Origin of the sequence: Haloarcula amylolytica (assembly GCF_049705545.1) — an archaeon.
Taxonomy (GTDB): domain Archaea; phylum Halobacteriota; class Halobacteria; order Halobacteriales; family Haloarculaceae; genus Haloarcula; species Haloarcula amylolytica_B.
Window position 1 is genome coordinate 460,595 of sequence record NZ_JBNAMU010000002.1, and the last position, 19,873, is coordinate 480,467.

19 protein-coding genes are annotated in these 19,873 nt (G+C 64.6%); 14 read left to right on the forward strand and 5 right to left on the reverse strand.

Annotated elements, in window-relative coordinates:
* Positions 1-175: 175 nt before the first annotated feature.
* Positions 176-1,333: a BMP family ABC transporter substrate-binding protein gene (locus ACOZ4H_RS18760; RefSeq protein ID WP_424330786.1), complete on the forward strand. Its 1,158-nt coding sequence runs from the start codon at positions 176-178 to the stop codon at positions 1,331-1,333.
* A gap of 194 nt (positions 1,334-1,527) precedes the next feature.
* Positions 1,528-2,655 carry a BMP family ABC transporter substrate-binding protein gene (locus tag ACOZ4H_RS18765; RefSeq protein ID WP_424330787.1) on the forward strand — a complete coding sequence of 376 codons (1,128 nt, stop codon included), beginning with the start codon at positions 1,528-1,530 and terminating at the stop codon, positions 2,653-2,655.
* A gap of 106 nt (positions 2,656-2,761) precedes the next feature.
* Here ACOZ4H_RS18765 and ACOZ4H_RS18770 read toward each other — a convergent pair whose 3' ends face one another.
* Positions 2,762-4,477: an N-acyl-D-amino-acid deacylase family protein gene (locus ACOZ4H_RS18770; RefSeq protein ID WP_424330788.1), complete on the reverse strand. Its 1,716-nt coding sequence runs from the start codon at positions 4,475-4,477 to the stop codon at positions 2,762-2,764.
* Positions 4,478-4,624: 147 nt separating this feature from the next.
* Here ACOZ4H_RS18770 and ACOZ4H_RS18775 point away from each other — a divergent pair, with 147 nt between their 5' ends.
* From ACOZ4H_RS18775 to yqeB, 9 genes are all read left to right on the forward strand, one after another.
* Positions 4,625-5,857 (forward strand): Zn-dependent hydrolase, encoded by a 1,233-nt coding sequence (locus ACOZ4H_RS18775; protein WP_424330789.1) that lies wholly within the window; start codon positions 4,625-4,627, stop codon positions 5,855-5,857.
* Between the two features lie 210 nt (positions 5,858-6,067).
* Entirely contained in the window at positions 6,068-6,646 is a 579-nt protein-coding gene (locus ACOZ4H_RS18780; RefSeq protein ID WP_424330790.1) for a (2Fe-2S)-binding protein, read from the forward strand.
* Positions 6,639-9,089 (forward strand): xanthine dehydrogenase family protein molybdopterin-binding subunit, encoded by a 2,451-nt coding sequence (locus ACOZ4H_RS18785; RefSeq protein WP_424330791.1) that lies wholly within the window; start codon positions 6,639-6,641, stop codon positions 9,087-9,089. The genes ACOZ4H_RS18780 and ACOZ4H_RS18785 overlap by 8 nt, the downstream gene beginning before the upstream one ends.
* 126 nt (positions 9,090-9,215) lie before the next feature.
* Complete coding sequence (locus tag ACOZ4H_RS18790) at positions 9,216-9,785, forward strand: (2Fe-2S)-binding protein (RefSeq protein ID WP_424330792.1); 570 nt, start codon at positions 9,216-9,218, stop codon at positions 9,783-9,785.
* Positions 9,782-12,262 (forward strand): xanthine dehydrogenase family protein molybdopterin-binding subunit, encoded by a 2,481-nt coding sequence (locus ACOZ4H_RS18795; RefSeq protein WP_424330793.1) that lies wholly within the window; start codon positions 9,782-9,784, stop codon positions 12,260-12,262. Before ACOZ4H_RS18790 ends, ACOZ4H_RS18795 begins: the two co-directional genes overlap by 4 nt.
* Positions 12,263-12,361: 99 nt before the next feature.
* Positions 12,362-12,733 (forward strand): DsrE/DsrF/TusD sulfur relay family protein, encoded by a 372-nt coding sequence (locus ACOZ4H_RS18800; protein WP_424330794.1) that lies wholly within the window; start codon positions 12,362-12,364, stop codon positions 12,731-12,733.
* Complete coding sequence (locus ACOZ4H_RS18805) at positions 12,730-13,083, forward strand: DsrE family protein (protein WP_424330795.1); 354 nt, start codon at positions 12,730-12,732, stop codon at positions 13,081-13,083. The genes ACOZ4H_RS18800 and ACOZ4H_RS18805 overlap by 4 nt, the downstream gene beginning before the upstream one ends.
* Positions 13,084-13,085: 2 nt before the next feature.
* Positions 13,086-13,331: a hypothetical protein gene (locus tag ACOZ4H_RS18810; RefSeq protein ID WP_424330796.1), complete on the forward strand. Its 246-nt coding sequence runs from the start codon at positions 13,086-13,088 to the stop codon at positions 13,329-13,331.
* The gene (yqeB, locus tag ACOZ4H_RS18815; RefSeq protein WP_424330797.1) at positions 13,328-14,908 is read left to right on the forward strand and encodes a selenium-dependent molybdenum cofactor biosynthesis protein YqeB; all 1,581 of its coding nucleotides are present in this window, start codon (positions 13,328-13,330) and stop codon (positions 14,906-14,908) included. The genes ACOZ4H_RS18810 and yqeB overlap by 4 nt, the downstream gene beginning before the upstream one ends.
* 17 nt (positions 14,909-14,925) lie before the next feature.
* On the opposite strand, the gene selD is transcribed toward yqeB, so the two are convergent.
* Positions 14,926-15,966, reverse strand: a complete 1,041-nt coding sequence (gene selD / locus ACOZ4H_RS18820) for a selenide, water dikinase SelD (RefSeq protein ID WP_424330798.1) — start codon at positions 15,964-15,966, stop codon at positions 14,926-14,928.
* 2 nt (positions 15,967-15,968) lie between these two features.
* Positions 15,969-16,217, reverse strand: a complete 249-nt coding sequence (locus ACOZ4H_RS18825; RefSeq protein WP_424330799.1) for a sulfurtransferase TusA family protein — start codon at positions 16,215-16,217, stop codon at positions 15,969-15,971.
* Between the two features lie 94 nt (positions 16,218-16,311).
* Here ACOZ4H_RS18825 and yqeC point away from each other — a divergent pair, with 94 nt between their 5' ends.
* Genes yqeC through ACOZ4H_RS18840 form a run of 3 tightly spaced genes read left to right on the forward strand, consistent with a single transcriptional unit; the run spans position 16,312 to position 18,168 of the window.
* Positions 16,312-17,091 (forward strand): selenium cofactor biosynthesis protein YqeC, encoded by a 780-nt coding sequence (gene yqeC, locus ACOZ4H_RS18830; RefSeq protein ID WP_424330800.1) that lies wholly within the window; start codon positions 16,312-16,314, stop codon positions 17,089-17,091.
* Between the two features lie 46 nt (positions 17,092-17,137).
* A complete protein-coding gene (locus ACOZ4H_RS18835) occupies positions 17,138-17,755 on the forward strand; it encodes a nucleotidyltransferase family protein (RefSeq protein WP_424330801.1) in 618 nt (205 codons plus the stop codon).
* 32 nt (positions 17,756-17,787) lie between these two features.
* Positions 17,788-18,168 carry a Rid family detoxifying hydrolase gene (locus ACOZ4H_RS18840; RefSeq protein WP_424330802.1) on the forward strand — a complete coding sequence of 127 codons (381 nt, stop codon included), beginning with the start codon at positions 17,788-17,790 and terminating at the stop codon, positions 18,166-18,168.
* Positions 18,169-18,188: 20 nt separating this feature from the next.
* On the opposite strand, the gene ACOZ4H_RS18845 is transcribed toward ACOZ4H_RS18840, so the two are convergent.
* Positions 18,189-19,523: a 5'-deoxyadenosine deaminase gene (locus ACOZ4H_RS18845; RefSeq protein WP_424330803.1), complete on the reverse strand. Its 1,335-nt coding sequence runs from the start codon at positions 19,521-19,523 to the stop codon at positions 18,189-18,191.
* A 119-nt stretch (positions 19,524-19,642) separates the two neighbouring features.
* Positions 19,643-19,840: a 30S ribosomal protein S17 gene (locus ACOZ4H_RS18850; RefSeq protein WP_424330804.1), complete on the reverse strand. Its 198-nt coding sequence runs from the start codon at positions 19,838-19,840 to the stop codon at positions 19,643-19,645.
* Positions 19,841-19,873: the final 33 nt, after the last annotated feature.

The following is a 19,873-nucleotide window of genomic DNA, read 5'->3' on the forward strand; positions in this document are numbered from 1 at the left end:
GACGGTCTCTCAGTCTGTCGTGGCTGCCAGTAGTGTGAACATATGCAGCAGATAGTCGCCAGATAGCATACGATAAAGCTGTTTTTGTGGCATATATTTGGATAATAGCGTAGAGAAAGCTGCGTGAACGGAACGATTTAAGTGAATGTTTCCGCAATGGCTACTCGGTTAGTTAATGGTTGACAAGAATCACGGTACGTCGAGACGGCAGCTACTGACAGCGCTTGGGGCGGCGGGAATTACGGGATTAGCCGGCTGTAGCGGTGGCGGTGGTGGTGACGGGGGCGATGGCGAAGCAGCCACCGACACCGCCGATGGCGGGGCTGCTGACGGCACCACGACCGGCAGTGACAGCGGGTCCGGAACGGATTCGGTCACCGCCGCCTGGGTGTACAACTCTGAAGTCGGCGACCTCGGCTGGTCCTGGGCACACAACGAGGGCCGGGAGGCGGTCGCATCGGAGTACGACTGGCTGGAAACGGAGTACACCGAGGCTGTTGCTCCGTCTGATTCCGAACGAGTGTTCGAACAGTACGCACAGGGTGACGCCGACATCATCTTCGGCTGTACGTTCGAGTACCAGGACCCGATGGCGTCCGTGGCGGAGCAGTACCCCGACACGTACTTCGAACACAACACCGGCTACCTGACGAGGGAGAACATGGGGCGGTACATGGGCCGAATCTACCAGCCCCGGTACCTCGCCGGGCAGGCCGCCGGTACCGTGACGGAGACGGACACACTGGGATACGTGGCGGCGTTCCCGATTCCGGAGGTCATCCGTGGCATCAACGCCTACGCGCTCGGGGCCGCGTCTGTCAAGGATAACGCGACGGTGAAGGTCAGATGGACGAACTCCTGGTTCGACCCGCCGACCGAGAGCGAGGCGGCGAACGCCCTGCTGGACGAGGACGTCGACGTGATGGCCCAGCACCAGGACTCCCCCGCTGCACTCCGTGCGGCCTCCGATGCGGGTATCTGGGCGACCGGCTACGACGCACCCATGGGCGACATCGCCGGCGAAAACTACCTCACATCCCCGATCTGGCACTGGGAGGAGTTCTACGGTCCGACTATCGAGTCTGTCAGGGACGGTACCTGGGAGTCCGACGCGTACTGGGAGGGGATCGACTCAGGCATCTGCAGTCTGGACGACTGGGGGCCGGAAGTGCCCCAGGAAGCGAAGGACACCGTCTCGGAGTCGCGGTCGGCGATGCTCGACGGAGAGCTAGACGTCTGGGCCGACTCGGCGTTCGAAGGCGAGAGCGACGAGTTCCTCTTCCAGGAGATGAGTAGCTACGTCGACGCCGTCGAGGGGGAGGTCCCGAACTGATCCCATCGACGGCAACCAACTGCAGTAGTTGCCTGCAGAATACTGTTTCCTGAGCACTTCTGTAAAATGTTCGTGGCATTATTAAACGATAACAATGACGTTCAGTCAGCTTTAGTCGAATATATTTGTTCGCTGCAAGGTTCGAGATGATATCGTTTAAGTAGCAGTTTCCGTTACATCCAAGCAGTTCAGTAATGGTGGATACGAACCGAACGATATCGCGACGGGAGATGCTGGCTGCCCTCGGGGCCTCAGGGGCAACCGCGTTAGCCGGCTGTAGTGGCGGCGACGGTGGAAGTGGCGACACCGACACAGCCGACGGGACCGCGACCAGCGGCGATGGGAGCTCCGGGACGGACTCGGTCACTGCTGCCTGGGTGTACATCTCGGAGGTGGGCGACCTCGGGTGGTCCTGGGCTCACGACGAGGGGCGAAAGACGGTCGACGAGAAGTACGATTGGCTGGAGACGGAGTACACCGAAGCCGTCGCCCCCGAAGACTCCGAGCGCGTCTTCGAGCAGTACGCACAGGGCGACGCCGACATCGTCTTCGGGACGACGTTCGGTTACCAGGACCCGATGTACACCGTCGCGGAGCAGTACCCCGACACGTACTTCGAGCACGCGACCGGCTATCGCACCCGGGAGAACATGGGGCGGTACATGGGCCGGATCTATCAGCCCCGGTATCTGGCCGGGCAGGCGGCCGGAATGGTGACCGAGAACAACACCATCGGGTACGTCGCCGCCTTCCCGATTCCCGAAGTCATCCGCTCGATCAACGCGATGGCGCTCGGCGCGCGGTCGGTGAACCCGGACGCGACGTTCAAAATCCGGTGGGTCAACGCCTGGTTCGACCCACAGACCTCCAAGCAGGCGGCCAACTCGCTCATCGACGAGGGCTGTGACGTCATCTCGCAGGAGCAGGACTCCCCAGCACCGGTCAGAGCCGCCAACGAGGCGGGCGTGTGGGCCTCCGGCTACAACGCGCCGATGGGCGAGTTCGGCGGCGACAACTACCTCATCTCCCCGGTGTGGAACTGGGAAGAGGTCTACGACCCGACTATCTCCGCGGTCCGGGACGGGACCTGGGAATCCGACGCCTTCTGGGGCGGCATGGAGACGAACCTCCCCGCACTCGACGAGTGGGGGCCGGAGGTTCCACAGGAAGTCAAAGACACCGTCGCGGAAACGGAAGAAGAGATCGTCAACGGCGAACTCGACGTCTGGGCCGGCTCCGAGTTCGAGGGCGAGAGCGACGAGTTCCTGTTCCAGGAGATGAACAGTTTCGTCGACGCCGTCGACGCCGAAGTGCCGGAGTAAAGAAGCCCGGTTCGGCGTTTTTCAGCTCGACACCGCCGCACCGATAGCGAGCAGTCGAGCCGGTCAGTCACCGGTTAGTCGACGAGCCAACGGTCAGACCAGCCGGTTAGTCGTCGCCAGTGCGGTCGAGTTCGGGACGGGTCGCACCGCCCCACTCCTCGTAGGAGCGAAGCACTGCGCCGTTCCGAGCGCCGGTCAGTTCGCCGTCCAGGACAGCGACTTCGCCGCCGACGAGGACGTACTCCATCCCGTCGGAGAACTGAAACGGGTCCTCGTAGGTCGCGTTCGCCGACACCGAGTCGAGGTCGAAGGCCACGAGGTCCGCGACGTACCCCTCGCGGACGTACCCGCGGTCCCTGAGGCCCAGGATATCGGCCGGATGTCCTGCGGCCTTGTATGCCATCAGTTCCGGCGAGAGCACGTCCCGCTCCCGGACGTACCGTTCGAGGATGCGACTGAACGCCCCGATGGCCCGGGGATGGGGCTTCCCGCCGAAGATACCGTCCGTACAGAACGTGCCGCGGTCGTCCGCGAGGAACCGCTCGATATCTTCCTCGGCCATCACGAAGTCGGCCATCGTCACGTCCAGTTCCTCCGAAACGAGGAGCTCACACATCGCGTCGACTGGCTCGCGGCCCATCTCAGTAGCGATATCCTCGATGGTGTCACCCTGGTGGCGACCGCTTCCCGTCCGCGTCACGAGGATGTTGTCCCACGACCCGGCAGCGTACGCGAGGTTCTCCCAGTCGCCCGGTTGGGAGATGTCGGCGGCGATGCGGTCCCGAACTGCCACGGAGTTGAGACGGTGACGGATATCTGCTGACTCACCTTGCCGTGCCCACGGCGGCAACAGTGCGGTGAGCATCGTCGATCCGGCCGTGTAGGGGTACTGGTCGAAGGTGACCCGTTGGCCCCGGTCGACGGCGTCGTCGAACAGTTCGAGCACGCCTTCGGAATCCCCCCAGTTCTGCTGGCCGCCGACCTTGAGATGCGAGACGTGGGCGTGACAGCCGCCGCGCCAACAGATGTCGAGATACCGGTCGATAGATTCGACCACGCGATCCGTCTCGTTCCAGACGTGGGAGATCATGAACGAGTCGCGCTTGGCGAGCGTGTCCGCGAGCGCCACTAGCTCGTCGTCGCGAGCGTACGAGCTCGGCGGATATATCATGCCCTTGGACATGCCGAACGCGCCCTCTTCCAGGGCCACTTCGAGCTCCAGTCGGATCGCGTCGAGTTCCCCGGGAGCGGTGTCACGGTCAGCCGTTGGCCTGCCCAACCGTTGACTGGTGACTGGCCCGGCGGCGACGACGTGTTCCTCACTGAGCGGACGATCCTCGAACCCGGCCAGCATCGACCTGATGTTGCCATGGGGAGCGTAGTACGCGCAGTTGACGGCCGGGTCGGCGGATTCGAGCGCCGCGAGATAGCCGTCAACGGTGTGCCACGGCCAGGTTTCATCGAGCGAACCGTCAAGTGATTTGACCCGCTCCTCCCACTCGTCCGTGAGGGACATCGGCACCGGGGCGACGCTGACTCCGTCCTGTCCGAGCACCTCCGTCGTGATTCCCTGCGTCAGTTTTTCCTCGGCCCCGGGGTGCTCGAACAGTCGGAGTTCCGAATGCGCATGCATGTCGATGAACCCCGGCGCGAGATACGACCCGTCGAGGTCGACAACGCAGTCGGCGTCAAGCGGGGCGTCGCTGATGGCATCGATTCGACCGTCGGCGACACGCACGCTCGCAGTGAACGGAGGGCGGCCGCTCCCGTCCAACACCCGCGCGTCTCGGAACGCGATAGACGCGGCACTCGGCTCGGTCATGTCTGCCGACTCGCGGAACGGTCGTTTGGCTTTTTCGGTGGTCGCAGCCGTGTGTGACAGCGGGCGAGCGCGTGCCACAGCGGTCTGGCAGCTGTGTGACGGCACCCCGACACAACCTTCAAGACGACGCCCCGGAACAGCTACCCAATGCCATCCGTCAGTCTCGACAGCGAACGGTTCAGACGGCGTTTTGATACGTTTAACGAGATCGGCGCGACAGAACGGGGCGGCGTGAACAGACCGAGCCTTTCCGACGAGAACAAGGCGGCCCGCGATACGCTCGTCGAGTGGTTCCGCGAGGCCGGGCTGGAAGTCCGTATCGACACGATGGGCAACATCTTCGGCCGGCGGGCGGGAACTGACAGTGACGCCGCGCCGGTCCTGTTCGGCTCGCACATCGACAGCCAGTACAACGGCGGGCGCTACGACGGCGTCGTGGGCGTCCTCGGCGCGCTCGAAGTCATCGAGGCGTTCAACGACGCCGGCGTGACGACCGAGCGCCCGCTGGAGGTCGTCGCCTGGAGCAACGAGGAGGGCGTCCGCTTCCAGCCGGACATGCTCGGCAGCGGCGTCTACTGTGACGTTTTCGACCTCGACTATGCGTACGAGCGCGAGGACAAGGACGGCAAGCGGTTCGGCGACGAACTCGAACGCATCGGCTACAAGGGCGACGTTCCTTGCGAGGCCGACGATATCCACTGCTACTTCGAGATGCACGTCGAGCAGGGGCCGTTCCTCGAACAGCAGGGCGTTCCCGTCGCCGCCGTCGAAGGCGTGTTCGGCTTCGCCTGGCTGAACGTCACCTTCGAAGGCCAGGCCAACCACGCCGGGCCGACGCCGATGGACATGCGCCACGACGCCTTCGTCGCCACGGCGGACGTGACCCGCGCAGTCCGGCGAATCACGGCAACTGAGGGGACGGACCTCGTCGGCACGGTCGGCAGCGTCGACGTGTGGCCGAACGCCATCAACGTCATCCCCGAGACGGTGGAGTTCACGCTCGATTTCCGCTCGTACGACGACGCGGTCGTCGACGCGGCCATCAAGCAGGTCGAGCGGGAAATCGCCCACGCGGCCGAGTGCGAAGGGCTTGCGTACGAGATCGAGGAGATAATGCGAGTCGACGCGGACCCGTTCGACCAGGACTGCATCGACACGGTCGTCGAGGCCGCCGAAACGGTCGGCTGTGAGTACACGCGACTGGTTAGCGGCGCGGGCCACGACGCGAACTACCTCAACAAGATAACCCCCACGAGCATGATTTTCGTCCCGAGCGTCGACGGGATCAGTCACCGCGAGAGCGAGTTCACCGAGTGGGAGGATATCGTCACTGGAACTGAGGTACTGCTGAACGCGGTCCAGGCGAAGGCCGCCGAGTGAGCAGTCGGGTTCGCAGATAGAGGAGTGCCACAGATGTGGCACACGCCACACAGCGACCGTGCCATCTGTCGCATTTTGGGCCGTCTGTTGTCTCACGGTGGTATGTGCCCGTAACTTCGTCTGGCAATAGCGGCGTCAGACACCTGTGAACCATACATATATGAGACGGTGTTCCACAGTTGTTCACTAACAGGCGTGTGTCCGTAGTGCATGCCGAAAACTGGAGGGTACTCTGTGGACATCGAACTCACAATCAACGGCGAACGGACGATAGTCGAAGCCGGGTCGGGGGACGACCTGGCGACGGTATTGAGACAGCACGGGTATATCGGTGTGAAGTGCGGTTGCGACGGCGGGACCTGTGGCGCGTCGAAGGTGTTCGTCGACGGCGAGGTGCGCATGGCCTGCGGGATGGCCCCAGCAGACGCCAACGGGAGTGAGATACTGACCGTCGCGGCGCTCGGAACACAGGACGACCTGCATCCGGTTCAGCAGGCGTTCGTCGACAACTTCGCCGTCCAGTGCGGGTTCTGTATCCCGGGAATGGTCATGCAGGCGGTGGCGCTGCTGGATTCGAACCCCGACCCGACCGAGCGAGAAGTCCGGGAAGCGCTGGACGATAACGTCTGTCGCTGCACCGGCTATCAGAAGCCGGTCGAAGCCGTCCTGGACGCGGCGGGCAGGATGCAGGGGGAGCAGTCGGTCGCCGCGGACGGCGGCCAGCCTGTCGGTACGCCGCGCGAGGAAGGCGACGCAGCCGGCTGCTGTGGAGGTGGATGCGATGAGTGACGACGACGAGACAGCCAGACCAGACGGCGGCACGGCCTCGCAGTCAGAGACCGTCGAAGACGAGCGGTCCGAAGAGCACCCGCTGGAGTGGGACGAACCCGAGAACAACGACAAGGCCCCCGACGAGCGCGACAGCGTCTCCCACCGGGCCGAGAAGTACGACGACCGCAAGCTCGTCACCGGACAGGCGAAGTACACCGCCGACTACGAGGAGCGATATCCGGATCTCGCGTACGCAGCAGTCGTCCGAAGCGAAATTCCGCACGGCCGCGTGACTGATATCGACACGAGTGCGGCCGAGGCGATGGACGGCGTCGAAGCGGTCCTGACACCGGAATCCGACGCGGTGCCGGACGCGAAATACACCAGCGCCGGGCAGTCCTATCCCGAACCGAGCCCGTGGGACATGCACGTTCTGAACGAGCACGTCCGCTACATCGGCGACCCGATTGCCGCTGTCGCAGCCGAAGACCGGGCGACCGCGACCACCGCCGTCGAGGCTATCGAGGTATCCTACGAGGAGGACGACTACGTCACCGATCCCGAGGAAGCCTTCGACGCTGACGCGCCGCAGTTGTTCGAGGACGGCGAGGTCGAAAACGAGATCGTCGGCCACAACTACGACCGCAACCGGATGGCCCACATCGAGGGCGAACTCGGAGACGTGGACGCGGCGCTCGACGGCGAGACCCACGTCCACGAGACCGAATGGGAGACGATCCGCCAGTCTCACGCGAACGTCGAGAAACACACCTCCTTGGCCTACACGAACGAGGACGACCGCCACGTCCTCATCACCAGCACGCAGGTGCCGAACCACACCCGCAGACAGCTCGCCCACCTGTTCGACATCCCGATCCGTGATATCCGCGTGACGAAGCCGCGGGTCGGTGGCGGTTTCGGCGGCAAGCAGGCGATGGTCGTCGAGCCGATTCCGCTCGCGCTGTCGCTTGCCACCGACCGCCCGGTCCTGTACGAAGCCAGCCGCGAGGAGGAGTTCTACGCGATGCGCTCGCGCCATCCGATGAAAGTCCGGGCAAAGACGGCCGTGACCGACGACGGTGATATCGAAGCCATCGACATCTACGCGCTGTCGAACACCGGCGCGTACGGCAGCCACGGCATGACCGTCGCCGGCAACGTCGGGAGCAAGCCGATGCCGCTGTACTCGAAGGTCCCCAACGCCCGCTTCGAGGCCGATATCGTCCACACGAACACGCCCCAGACCGGCGCGATGCGGGGCTACGGCGCGCCACAGGGCACGCTCGCGCTTGAAGGCCATCTCGACGAGGTGGCCCGCGACCTCGGTCTCGACCCCGTCGAGTTCCGACGGCGACACCACATGGAAGTCGGTGACCTCGACGAGATCGCGGGGATGATGGGCGGCGAAGGCGCGGAGCGCCGTATCCGGTCGTGTGGCCTCGACGAGTGTATCGAACGCGGGAAGGAAGCTATCGGCTACGACGACCTCGAACAGCCCGCGGCAGACCATCTGCACCGCGGCATCGGGATGGCGCTGTCTGCCCAGGGAACCGGTGTCGCCGGCGACGAACTCGGGGCCGCCCAGATAATGATGAACGAGGACGGGAGCTTCCACCTGCAGGTCGGCGGCGTCGATATCGGGACCGGCGCTGACACGGCGTTCCTCCAGATCGCCGCCGAAGTGCTGGGCTGTGATGAGGCCGACATAGTCGTCAAGTCCGCCGATACTGACGTGACGCCCTTCGACTACGGCGCGTACGCCTCCTCGACGACCTACATCAGCGGTATGGCCGTGAAGAAGGCCGCAGAGGACGCGAAAGAGCGGATTCTTGACTGGGGATCGAAACTGCTCGACGAGCCAGCCGAGAATCTGGAAACTGGCGACGGGACGGTGTACAGCGAGACTAGCGGCGATTCCGTCACGCTCGAAGATATCGGCTACGAGGCCGCGTACGGCGACGACGAGCGCGAACACATCCTGGGGAAGGGGACGCACTGTACCGAAGAGAGTCCCCCGCCCTTCGCCGCCCAGTTCGCCGACGTGACGGTCGATGAGACCACCGGCGAGTTCGAGGTGCACGAACTGGTCGTCGCGGTCGACTGCGGCGTCGCCATCAACCCCGGCATGGCCGAGGGCCAGATCGAAGGCGCAAACCACATGAGCTACGAGATGGCCGTCAGCGAGGGGATCACCCTCGACGACGAGGGACGGGCGGAGGTAGCTGACTTCGACGAGTACGGACTACCGTCGGCGACCGAGACGCCGCCTATCGAGTCGATTCTGGTCGAGACCCACGAGCCGACCGGTCCCTTCGGCGCGAAGTCGGTCGCCGAAGTCCCGACCAACACGGTCCCACCGGCGCTGTCCAACGCCGTCAGAGACGCCATCGGCGTCCGTATCCGGGAGATGCCGATTACCGCCGAAAAAATCAAGACAAAGCTTGACGAGCGCGAAGGCTGACTCGGAGCGCGGAGACAGTCACGGCTACAATGCCGGTGTGTCGGCGTGCCATATCACAAATCCGCGATAGCTATTTACCGTTCTGTTCGTCACGTACCTGACATAGCCAGCGAGCTGATGAGCCATATGGAAATCGAACTGGAGATTAACGATGTGGAACGGACGGTCGAAGCGTCGAAGTCCGATTCGCTTCTCGATGTCCTCCGACGGAACGGGTACACCGGGGCGAAACGGGGGTGTGACACCGGCGCGTGTGGCTTCTGTACCGTGCACGTCGACGGTGCGCCAGTGAAATCCTGCGTCGAGCCGGTGACGAAAGTACGGGACGCATCCATCGAGACAATCGAGGGCCTGGGCGATCAGGACGACCTGCATCCGATCCAGCAGGCCTTCGTCGATAACACCGCGCTGCAGTGTGGCTTCTGCATCCCGGGGATGATCATGCGCTCGACAGCGCTGCTGAAGGAGAACCCGAGCCCGACCGAACAGGAGGTCCGGGAAGCGCTGTCGGACAATCTCTGTCGATGCACCGGCTACAAGAAAATCGTCGAAGCGGTGCTGGACGCCGCCGAGCGGATGGACGGCGGGACAGCCGTCGCCACCGACGGTGGGAAGGCAGGCGACAGCAGGGCCGCCACTGTGACCGAGTGTTCGGTCAACGGAAACGGATGTGACTGCGTGGAGGGCGATCAGTGAGCGATTCCGACCGGGCACAGGAGTTGAGCGAGCAGCCCGACAGGACAGGAGTGGAGAGAACGGATCCCACCGAGACTGATACCGAGTCGGAGACAGACGCGGCACGGGAACCCGACCGGAAGCCCAAATCCGAACGCGACGCCATCACGGCGGACGAGGAGAAAGACGACGCGCGGAAAATCGTGACCGGGGAGGCCCGTTACACGGCGGATTACCGTGACCGGTTCCCGGACCTCGCCCACGGGAAAGTGGTTCGCAGCGACATCGCCCACGGCTACGTCGAATCGGTCGACACGAGCGCCGCCGAGGCGATGGATGGCGTCGACGCCGTCATCACGCCGTTCGACGACGTGGTCCCGGACAAACTGTACTCCAGTTCGGGCCAGTCCTATCCCGAGCCGAGCCCGTGGGATCTGAAAGTGTTACGCGAGCACGTCCGCTTCGTCGGCGACCCGGTCGCGGCCGTGGCGGCCGACGACCCGGAAGCGGCCGACCGCGCCGCACGAAAAATCGAGATCGAGTACCGGGAACTGGACGCCGTCTTCGACCCCGAGGAAGCCTTCGACGAGGACGCCCCGCAACTGTTCGAGGCCGACGAAGTGGAGAACAAGCAGTCGGGCGCGGACTACAGTCGGAACCTCGAATCGGGTTTCGAGGGAGAACTCGGTGACGTGGATGCGGCGTGCGAAGCGGCCGAGGCTGCGGCGGACCAACACGTCATCCAGACGGAGTGGGAGACACCGTACCAGTCCCACTGCGTCCCCGAACCGCATACGACCATCGCCTACACGGACGAGGACGACCGGCACGTGTTCATCACGGCAACGCAGGTCCCCTTTCACACCCGCCGCCAGATAGCGCACCTGTTCGACGTGCCCATCCGTGACGTACGGGTGAAGAAGCCGCGCATCGGCGCGGGGTTCGGGTCGAAACAGGAGATGGCGATAGAGCCCATCGCCTTCGCGCTCCACCTGGCGGCGGGCCGACCGGTCAAACTGGAGATGAGTCGTCAGGAGGAGTTCACCGCGCTCCGCTTTCGACACCCGATGCAGATGCAGATGCGGACTGCAGTCACCGACGACGGCGACATCGAGGCGATGGACCTCTACACGCTGTCGAACTCGGGGGCCTACGGCACCCACGGCATGACTGTCGCGAACAACGTCGGGACGAAGCCGCTTCCCCTCTATCCCCGGGTCCAGAACGTCCGCTTTGCAGGGGATGTAGTCCACACGAACCTTCCGATGGGTGCGGCGATGCGGGGCTACGGCGCGCCACAGGGGCATTTCGCCGTCGAAGCGCACATGGACGAGGTGGCCCGCCGGCTCGGTTTCGACCCCATCGAGTTCCGCCTGCGGAACGCGGTCCGGGAGGGCGACCTCGACCGGAGCGTCGCAATCCTGAAGGACGGTGACCGGTTCACTCGACGGATTCGGTCGTGTGGCGTCCGCGAATGCGTCGACCGTGGAAAGGCGGCTATCGGCTACGACGAGCTCGAACAGCCCGAAGAAGACCACCTCAAACGCGGGGTCGGAATGGCACTCATCGCCCAGGGCAGCGGCGTCGCGGGCAAGGAACTCGGCGCGGCACAGGTGCAAATGAACGAGGACGGGAGCTTCCACCTGCAGGTCGGCGGCGTCGACACCGGCACGGGCGCGGACACGATGTTCTCCCAGATCGCCGCCGAGGTGCTGGGCTGCACCCCCGAGGACGTCGTCGTCATCGCCGCCGACACCGACCTGACGCCGTTCGACTACGGCGCGTACGCCTCCTCGACGACGTACATCAGCGGCCGCGCGGTCAAGAACGCCGCCGAGGACGCCAAAGAGCGGCTGCTGGACTGGGGGTCGAAACTGCTCGACGAGCCGCCGGACGTGCTCGACACCGGCGACGGCGGCGTGTACAGCGAGCGGACTGGAAACCGCGTCTCGCTAGAGGAAATCGGCTACGAAGCGACCTACGGCGACGACGAGCGCGAACACATCCTCGGCGACGGGAATCATTCGACCGACGAGAGCCCACCGCCCTACGGTGCGCAGTTCGTCGACGTGACGGTCGATACGGAGACCGGCGAGTACGAACTCAACAAGATGGTGTTCGCGGCCGACTGCGGCGTCGCGATCAATCCCGCGCTGGTCGAAGGCCAGATAGAGGGCGGCGAGCACATGAGCCTCGAATACGCCACGAGCGGCGACCTCACCTTCGACGAGGACGGGAACCCGGACGTGCTCGGCTTTCGCCAGTACGGAATGCCGCGGACGACGGACCACCCAGAAATGGAGACAATTCTCGTGGAAACACACGAACCCACAGGTCCGTTCGGCGCGAAGTCTATCGCGGAACTCCCGACAAACGGGGTCCCGCCAGCGCTTTCGAACGCGATCCGCGACGCCGTCGGCGTTCGGCTGACCGAGCTACCGTTCACAGCAGACGACCTGAAGACGGCACTCGACGACCAGTCTGCCGACGGTAGATAGTTTGTTTCGGGCAGTTTTCCGCCACGGAATATCACACACAGAGTGTTTTTCGGTGTGTCGAGCAAACTATTAAGAGCTGGTCGGGAAAACCTCGGCAGTATGGCGTCCATTGGTTTTCTGCTGACAGGGGGGCCCTTCGACAGCGAGCGGTGGCGCACCGCCTACGAGCTGGGGCGGGCGGCGCTGGATCAGGGCCACGAGGTGAGGTACTTCCACTACCTCGACGGCGCGCTCGTCCCCGTCGCGGACCAGGCCCTTCCCGGCTGTTCGGACAGCGGGCTGTACGACGAGATGCCGACAGAGAAGTTTCAGGAGCTTATCGCGGACGGCGCGGAAGTCATCTGCTGCGGGCTCTGTGTCGACGCACGGGGAATCGACGCGCCTGCCGACTACCCCGAGGGTGTCGAAGTTGGGCTGCTCCCTGACCTGGCGGACATCATCGGCGAGGCCGACCGGGTGGTTTCGCTATGAAGCGGGATGTCGTCGTGCTGCTCACCCGTGCGCCCTGCGGCCGAGTCCACATCCCGGAGGGACTGCGCGCGGCCCGCGGCGTCGCGGCCGGCTTCGACATGCACGACGTGACCGTGATATTCACCCAGGATGGCGTCTACGGCGCTCGGGACGCTGTCGACCGCGACGCGCTCAACATGAGCGGGCACGTCGCCGACTTAGCGGAACAGGACGGACAGATGATCGCGGACCGCGCGGCGATGGGCGAGCGCGGCGTCGGCGAGGGCGAAATCGCCGACGACGTGGCGGTCTGGTCGGACGACCGCGTCACCGCCCGCATCCGGGACGCCGATCAGACGCTGGACTTCTGACAATGTTGTATCTCATCGACAAACCGATGGCCGAGATTGCACTGCGAACCGTCGCTGGGGACCCTGAGGCGCATGTCGTCCTGATTCAGGACGGCGTCTACCTCTCACCAGATGTCGACGCACCCGTCGCGGCGGTCGGGAGGGACGTCGACGTGCGTGGCGTTTCGCTACCGCCGGACATCGACCGGATATCCTACGATGACGTGGTCCAAAACCTCGTCGAACAGGAGGTAAAGAGCTTCGTATGAGCCTGTTCGGACAGCTCGACGAACTGGCCACGCAGGGAGAGCCGGCGGCGCTCCTGACCATCGTCCGCAAGGACGGCAGTGCACCGCGGGACGTGGGGGACAAGATGGTCGTCACCGACGATGAGGAGTACGGGACCATCGGCGGCGGGACAGTCGAGCACCTCGCCGTACAGGACGCCCGGTCAGTGCTTTCGGGAGCCGACGGTCCCGGCGTCCGGACGTACGAACTCGAACGCGGCGGCAACACGGGAATGGTCTGTGGCGGCGAGATGGAGGTGTTCATCGACCGCGTTCGCGGGCAGGCACGGCTCTACATCGCCGGCGGGGGCCACATCAGCATGGAGCTGGCTCCGCTGGCGGAGCGACTTGGCTACGCCGTCACCGTGGTCGACGACCGCGAGGCCTACGCCGACCCGGGGCAGTTTCCCGACGCTACCGACGTGATTCACGGCGACTACGGCGAGGCGCTCGGCGACCTGCCGATGGGGACCGAGACAGCCGTGGCCGTTGCGACGCGGAGCGGGACGTTCGACCAGGACGCCGTCGCTGCGGCGCTGGACGGCGAAGCTGGCTACGTCGGCCTCGTCGCCAGCGAGACGAAGGCCAACCACGTCCTCAACTCGCTCGCCGAGTCGGGGTACGCCCGACGGGACCTCAGCCGGGTCCGAACGCCGGTGGGGCTCGACCTCGGCGGGAGCGGGCCGGCCGCCGTCGCGCTCTCGATTCTCGCCGAGGTCACCATGGACCGCCACGACGCCGCCGGTGAGCGGGCGACGCGCCTGAACCTCGACGACCTCGTCGTTGTCCGCGGCGGTGGCGACCTCGGGAGCGGCGTGGTCTACCGGCTCCAGCAGGCCGGCTTCCCGGTCATCGTCACCGAAGTCGAACAGCCGACAGTCGTCCGGCGGGCGGTCGCCTTCGGTGCGGCGCTGTACGAGGACGAGGTGACTGTTGAGGGGGTCACCGGCCAGGCAGCTTCTGATGTCGACGAGGCGCTCGAACTGCTCGCCGGCGATGTCATCCCGGTACTCGTCGACCCAGAGGCAACCGTCACCAACGAACTTGACCCCGCAGTCCTCGTCGATGCCATCATGGCAAAAGGGAAGTTCGACACCGGCACACGAAGGTCTGATGCCGACGTCGTGGTCGGGATGGGGCCGGGGTTCGAGGCCGGCGAAGACGTGGACGCGGTCGTCGAGACGGACCGCGGGCACGAACTCGGCCGTGTGTTCTACGAGGGGACTGCGAGCGAATACGACGGCGAACCCGGCGAACGGCTCGGCTACACTCACGAGCGGGTGCTTCGTTCCCCGGCCGACGGTAACTGGACTCCGACGGTCGCCATCGGCGACAGTGTCACAGCCGGCGACGTGGTCGGCACCGTTGGCGACCGGCCGGTCGAAACTGAGATAGACGGGCTGGTTCGCGGTCTGGTCCACGGTGGCCTTCGCGTCAGCGAGGGCACCAAACTCGGCGATGTCGACCCCCGCGGTGAGGCTGTCGACCCGGCGAAAATCTCCGACAAGGCGCTGAGTCTCGGCGGTGGCGTGCTGGAGGCGGCGCTTCGGTTGCGGTAAAACAACCCTAATCGTCGTTAGCGACGTACTTCTTCGATGGTCGGGTCGTCAAGCGTGACGCCGTTTTCGTCCGTAACACGTCCGACAGCCCGATAGAACACGCCGGCGTCGTCCAACGCCGATTCGACGGGACCGGTCGCAGTCGGCGGGACGGAGACGAACAGCCCACCGCTGGTCTCCGCGCTCTCTCCATCGGTTAGCCCGTATCCGAAGAGCGTCGAGAGGGCGGGCGTTCCCGCGATGACTGGGAGATGCGTCAGTTCGATACCGACCTTCGAGCGGTCGGCCACCACGCGGCTCTGGCCGGCGAGGCCGAAGCCAGTGATGTCGGTCGCGGCTGTCGCGTATTCGCGGCACGCGAGTGCCGCGTCGCGGTTCGGCGTCGTCATCCACGCGACGGCCTCGGAAGCAATCCGGTCGAGCGGGCGGTCAGTAGCGTCGGTGACCGTCTCGACGAACTGCTCGTCGGTCACGCGGGTCGCCCCCATAGCCGGCTGTGTCCCGAGCGGTTTGGTCAGGTAGAGCCGGTCGTCCGGGCTGGCTCCCTGCGAGGTGAGCAGGGCGTCGGGCCGTGCTGTCGCCGAGATGGCGCCGCCGGCGAAGGGCCACGGGCTCATGATTGTGTGGCCGCCGGCGATGACGCCGTCCATCGCGTCCAGTGCGTCGGCCATGCCGGCGAGGATCGCCGCCGCGCTGTCGGTTAGTTCTCGTGGGAGCCCGAGGACGACCAGGCAGTCGACGTTCTCGACGGCCCCCGTGGCGAACGCGTCGCTGGCGGCGTTACAGGCCGCGACACGGCCGAAGTCGTACGGATCGTCGACGATAGGCGTAAAGAAGTCCACCGTCGAGACCAGCGCAAGCTCGTCGGTGAGTTTCCGGGCGGCGGCGTCCTCACCGACGCCGAACAGCAACGCGTCGCTGTCACCCGTGAGGCCGGCGTCGGCGAGCAGCGAATCGAGGTCACTTTGCCCGACCTTGCAGGAACACCCGTGGAGTTCGGTGTACTCCGTCAGGCGAACTGTCTCGTCGTCACCGACAGTCGCCGCGTCGCGTCCCACACTCAGGCCTCCGATAGCGACGCCATCTCGGTCACCTTGAGTTCGAGTTCGAACTCGTCGGTCTCGACAGCGGTTTCCGCAGTCATCACATCGATCCCGTGGGTCGTACACATCCGCCTGAGATTCTCCTCGGCCGGTGGGTAGTCACCTCGAACGACGAGCGTCTCGCCAGCGTCGAGATCCGAAAGCGCCTGGCGGACGATGAGCGCCGGCCGGGGACAGATTTCACCACGAACGTCTACGCGAGGCATACTGCAATGTGTGTCAGTGGGACACAAAAACGCTATCGGCGCCACACCTCGTTGCCCCGGCAAGCTATTTTTGTGTGTCCCGCGGAGCGACTGTATGCATCTGGCTGCTGCGCTGGGCCTGGGCTCCAGCGCTGCTGTCGCCTTTGTCGGGGCCGGTGGGAAGAAAACCGCGATGGGACAGTTGGCGGTCGAGGGCACCAACGATGGGTGCGCTGTTGGGTACACTACAACGACGGCGATGCCGCCGCCGCCCGACCTGCCGCTGGCGCTCACCGGCCCAGACGAGGGGCACACCGACCTCGAAGCACACGACCCACCGGTTGCTATCGCGCGTGAGAGCGTCGCCGATCCGGCGCGAGTCGACCGGAAGGTTCGCGGGTTCGAGGCGAGTGTGGTGGAACAGCTATCCGAGGCCGGGCTGTTCGATTGGCTCCTCGTCAAAGCTGACGGCGCACGCAAGCGGGAGTTCAAAGCCCCTAGCGAGAGGGAGCCGGTCGTCCCGAGCACGGCGAGCCACGTCGTCCCGGTCGCCTCGGTCGCCGCCGTCGGTGAAGCGCTGACGACAGACGTGGTCCACCGACCGGAGCGGGTGGCGGACATCACCGGCCTCCATGTGGGCGACACGATTACGCGGGAAGCTGTCGGGACAGTGCTCACGCATCCTGACGGTGGCCGCCGAAACGCGCCGGCCGAAGCGTCTGTGATACCGCTAGTCAACAAAGCGGATACCGAAACACAGCGGCGTACCGCCAGAGACGTGCTCATCCACGCACTGTCGCAGACAGAGCGGTGTTCTCGGGGGGTCATTACGTCGTTCGCGTCGGATGTCTGTGAGGTCGTCTCTGCGACGGATGTGCAGGAGGTCCAGCGATGATGAACGTCGGTGAGATACTCAGTATCGTAGTGAAACGGGGGTCACGATGAGCGGGCAGCAGCGGACCGAAGTCGGCGGCGTCATCCTCGCCGCTGGGAAGAGCTCACGGTACGAGCCGGGTAACAAACTCCTGGCGACCATCGGCGGAAAGACAGTCGTTGGACAGGTAGCCGAAACCGCCGTTAAATCGCCGCTATCTGACGTTGTCGCCGTCCTCGGATACGAGAGCGAGACTGTCGCTGAGGCGCTAGATGGCCTGGCACTCTCGGTCCGCCACAACAGCGATTACGCGACGGGCCAGAGTGCCTCAGTTCGACACGGCGTCGAATTCGCCCGTGCGGCCGGCTGGGACGCCGCGCTGTTCCTGTTGGGTGATATGCCGTTCGTCCGGACCGGAACTGTCGAGAAGCTTATCGATGCGTACCATTCCGGAACGGCGACCATCGTTGTCCCCGAACACGAAGGGGCGCGGGGCAACCCCGTGCTTTTCGACAGCCACCACTTCGATGGGCTCGCCTCCGTCTCCGGCGACCGTGGGGGCCGAGATATCATCGAGACCAACGAGCGGACAGCGTTCATCGAGGTAGACGACCCCGGAATTCACTGGGATATCGATACCGATGCTGATCTCGCTGAGTACGCGGACCGCCGCCACGGCCTGTGAATTTAAGACGCTGATGGCGGAACACCTGACCGATGAAACGGATTATCAGCACGGCCGACGCCCCCGAAGCGGTCGGCGCGTACAGCCAGGCAACGACAGACGGATCGCTCGTGTTCACCGCGGGTCAAATCCCGATGACACCCGACGGCGACCTGCTCGACGACGAACCGATAGCGACGCAGGCAGAACAGGCGCTGTCGAACATCGAAGCGGTACTGGCTTCGGAGGGACTGGAGATGAGCGACGTGTTGAAGATGACCGTCTATCTCGACGACATCGAGGACTTCGAGGCGATGAACGACACGTACGCCGGTTTCTTCGACCAGGAGCCGCCGGCCCGCAGTGCGGTCGAGGTCGCAAATCTGCCGAAGGGCGTGGGAGTCGAAATCGAAGCAATCGCGACGAGCGAGTGAGGCCACCCGCTGAGAGACACTCAGGGCTTCTGTTCCTGTGCGGACTTGCGTTCGTCTTCGAGGTCCATCTCCAGTCCCATCGTCGATGCCCGAGAGCGGACGGCGTCGGCGTCGATAGTGGTTACTTCACCCTGTTCCATGAGGACGTTCCCGTCGACCATCGTGAATCGAACGTCGTCGCCATGGGCCGCAAACACCAGATGCGAGAGCACGTCGTGCAGCGGCGTCGCCCGCGTGAGGTCCGTATTCAGGCCGACGATGTCAGCACGCCACCCTTCCCGAATCGCCCCGAGCTTGTCGAAACCGGCGGCTTTCGCGCCGTTGCGCGTCGCCATTTCGAAGATTTCGGCTGCCGGCGTCACCGTCGGGTCTAACTGATCGACCTTCTGGAGGAGACTCGCCTGTCGCATCTCGGTGAACGCGTCGAGCGTGTTGTTACAGGGCGGCCCGTCGTTACCGATTGCGACGTTGATGCCGCGGTCGCGGTAGTCCCAGACCGGCGCGATGCCGCTGGCGAGTTTCATATTCGAGGACGGGCAGTGCGTGACGTGGGTCCCCGTCTCCGCGAGGACTTCGCGCTCGCTTTCGTCAGTCCAGACACAGTGAGCCAGGACGACGTCCTCGCCGGTGAGGCCCACTTCGTCGAGCCAGTGGATATTGCGCATGCCGGTGTCAGCTTTGACCGTCTCTATTTCGCTTTGGTTCTCACTGGCGTGGGTGTGGATGCGGACGCCGTCGTATTTGTCCGCGAGTTCTCGCGCGCCGCGTAGGCAGGCCTCGCTACAGGAGACGGCAAAGCGGGGGGTGACAGCGTACCGAATCCGGTCGTTGTAGGCACCGTGGTACTCCTTGATCAGACGCTCGGATTCATCCAGTGCGGCCTGCGTGTCCTCTAGGAGGCCGTCCGGGGATCGCTGGTCCATCAGTACTTTGCCGAGCACGCCGCGGATGCCGATTTCGCCCGCCGCTTCGAAGGCACGGTCCGCGTGGGCGACCGAGAGGTGGTCGATACAGGTCGTGGTCCCGCTTTCGATCATCTCCAGGTAGCCCAGTTTCGCCGCGACCTCCATCTCCTCGGCGGTCAGGGAGGCTTCCATCGGCAGGATGTAGTCGAACAGCCAGTCGAGCAGTTCCGTGTCGTCGGCGATGCCGCGCCCGAGACTCTGCACCGAGTGGATGTGGCCACCGACGAGTCCCGGCAACAGCACGTCGTAGGACTGGTGTTCGTGGTCGGCGTACTGCGCTTCGAGGTCAGCGCGGGAACCTACAGCCGCAATCCGGTCCCCGGAGACGACGACCGCCCCGTCTTGCAGGACGGTCTCAGAGTCCGCAACGACAGTCCCAGTGAGTAACATACGTCCTGCAAAACGGTCTCAGCATAAAGAAGGTCCACATACCGGGACGGCCGCTGAGGGCATGAAATCCGGCCACACACGTGTGGCACTGTGTGTGGCGCGTGTGCTATGCGGTGGCGTCATCTTTGCGAGCCGTCCCGTGTCCGTTTTTTTCGTGTGATGTATCCGGTGAGCCGGGTTCGGATGCGAAACGAGTCCACACTGGCGAGTCGCTGAACGAGGCGAGTGTTCGTCTCGTACTGCTCAGTAAACAGTTCGGGATACTCCGACAACAGCCTGTCGCCGGTGTCGATGATATCCTGGGGGTCGGCCTGCATGGGTGTGAGACTCGCGGAGTGAGGCTGTTAACT

Excerpts from the sequence above, each read along its gene's own strand:
- ACOZ4H_RS18760 (WP_424330786.1), top strand. The coding sequence starts at position 176 with ATGGTTGACAAGAATCACGGTACGTCGAGACGGCAGCTACTGACAGCG.
- ACOZ4H_RS18765 (WP_424330787.1), top strand. The coding sequence starts at position 1,528 with ATGGTGGATACGAACCGAACGATATCGCGACGGGAGATGCTGGCTGCC.
- ACOZ4H_RS18770 (WP_424330788.1), bottom strand. The coding sequence starts at position 4,477 with ATGACCGAGCCGAGTGCCGCGTCTATCGCGTTCCGAGACGCGCGGGTG.
- ACOZ4H_RS18775 (WP_424330789.1), top strand. The coding sequence starts at position 4,625 with ATGCCATCCGTCAGTCTCGACAGCGAACGGTTCAGACGGCGTTTTGAT.
- ACOZ4H_RS18780 (WP_424330790.1), top strand. The coding sequence starts at position 6,068 with ATGCCGAAAACTGGAGGGTACTCTGTGGACATCGAACTCACAATCAAC.
- ACOZ4H_RS18785 (WP_424330791.1), top strand. The coding sequence starts at position 6,639 with ATGAGTGACGACGACGAGACAGCCAGACCAGACGGCGGCACGGCCTCG.
- ACOZ4H_RS18790 (WP_424330792.1), top strand. The coding sequence starts at position 9,216 with ATGGAAATCGAACTGGAGATTAACGATGTGGAACGGACGGTCGAAGCG.
- ACOZ4H_RS18800 (WP_424330794.1), top strand. The coding sequence starts at position 12,362 with ATGGCGTCCATTGGTTTTCTGCTGACAGGGGGGCCCTTCGACAGCGAG.
- ACOZ4H_RS18805 (WP_424330795.1), top strand. The coding sequence starts at position 12,730 with ATGAAGCGGGATGTCGTCGTGCTGCTCACCCGTGCGCCCTGCGGCCGA.
- ACOZ4H_RS18810 (WP_424330796.1), top strand. The coding sequence starts at position 13,086 with ATGTTGTATCTCATCGACAAACCGATGGCCGAGATTGCACTGCGAACC.
- yqeB (WP_424330797.1), top strand. The coding sequence starts at position 13,328 with ATGAGCCTGTTCGGACAGCTCGACGAACTGGCCACGCAGGGAGAGCCG.
- ACOZ4H_RS18825 (WP_424330799.1), bottom strand. The coding sequence starts at position 16,217 with ATGCCTCGCGTAGACGTTCGTGGTGAAATCTGTCCCCGGCCGGCGCTC.
- yqeC (WP_424330800.1), top strand. The coding sequence starts at position 16,312 with ATGCATCTGGCTGCTGCGCTGGGCCTGGGCTCCAGCGCTGCTGTCGCC.
- ACOZ4H_RS18835 (WP_424330801.1), top strand. The coding sequence starts at position 17,138 with ATGAGCGGGCAGCAGCGGACCGAAGTCGGCGGCGTCATCCTCGCCGCT.
- ACOZ4H_RS18840 (WP_424330802.1), top strand. The coding sequence starts at position 17,788 with ATGAAACGGATTATCAGCACGGCCGACGCCCCCGAAGCGGTCGGCGCG.
- ACOZ4H_RS18845 (WP_424330803.1), bottom strand. The coding sequence starts at position 19,523 with ATGTTACTCACTGGGACTGTCGTTGCGGACTCTGAGACCGTCCTGCAA.
- ACOZ4H_RS18850 (WP_424330804.1), bottom strand. The coding sequence starts at position 19,840 with ATGCAGGCCGACCCCCAGGATATCATCGACACCGGCGACAGGCTGTTG.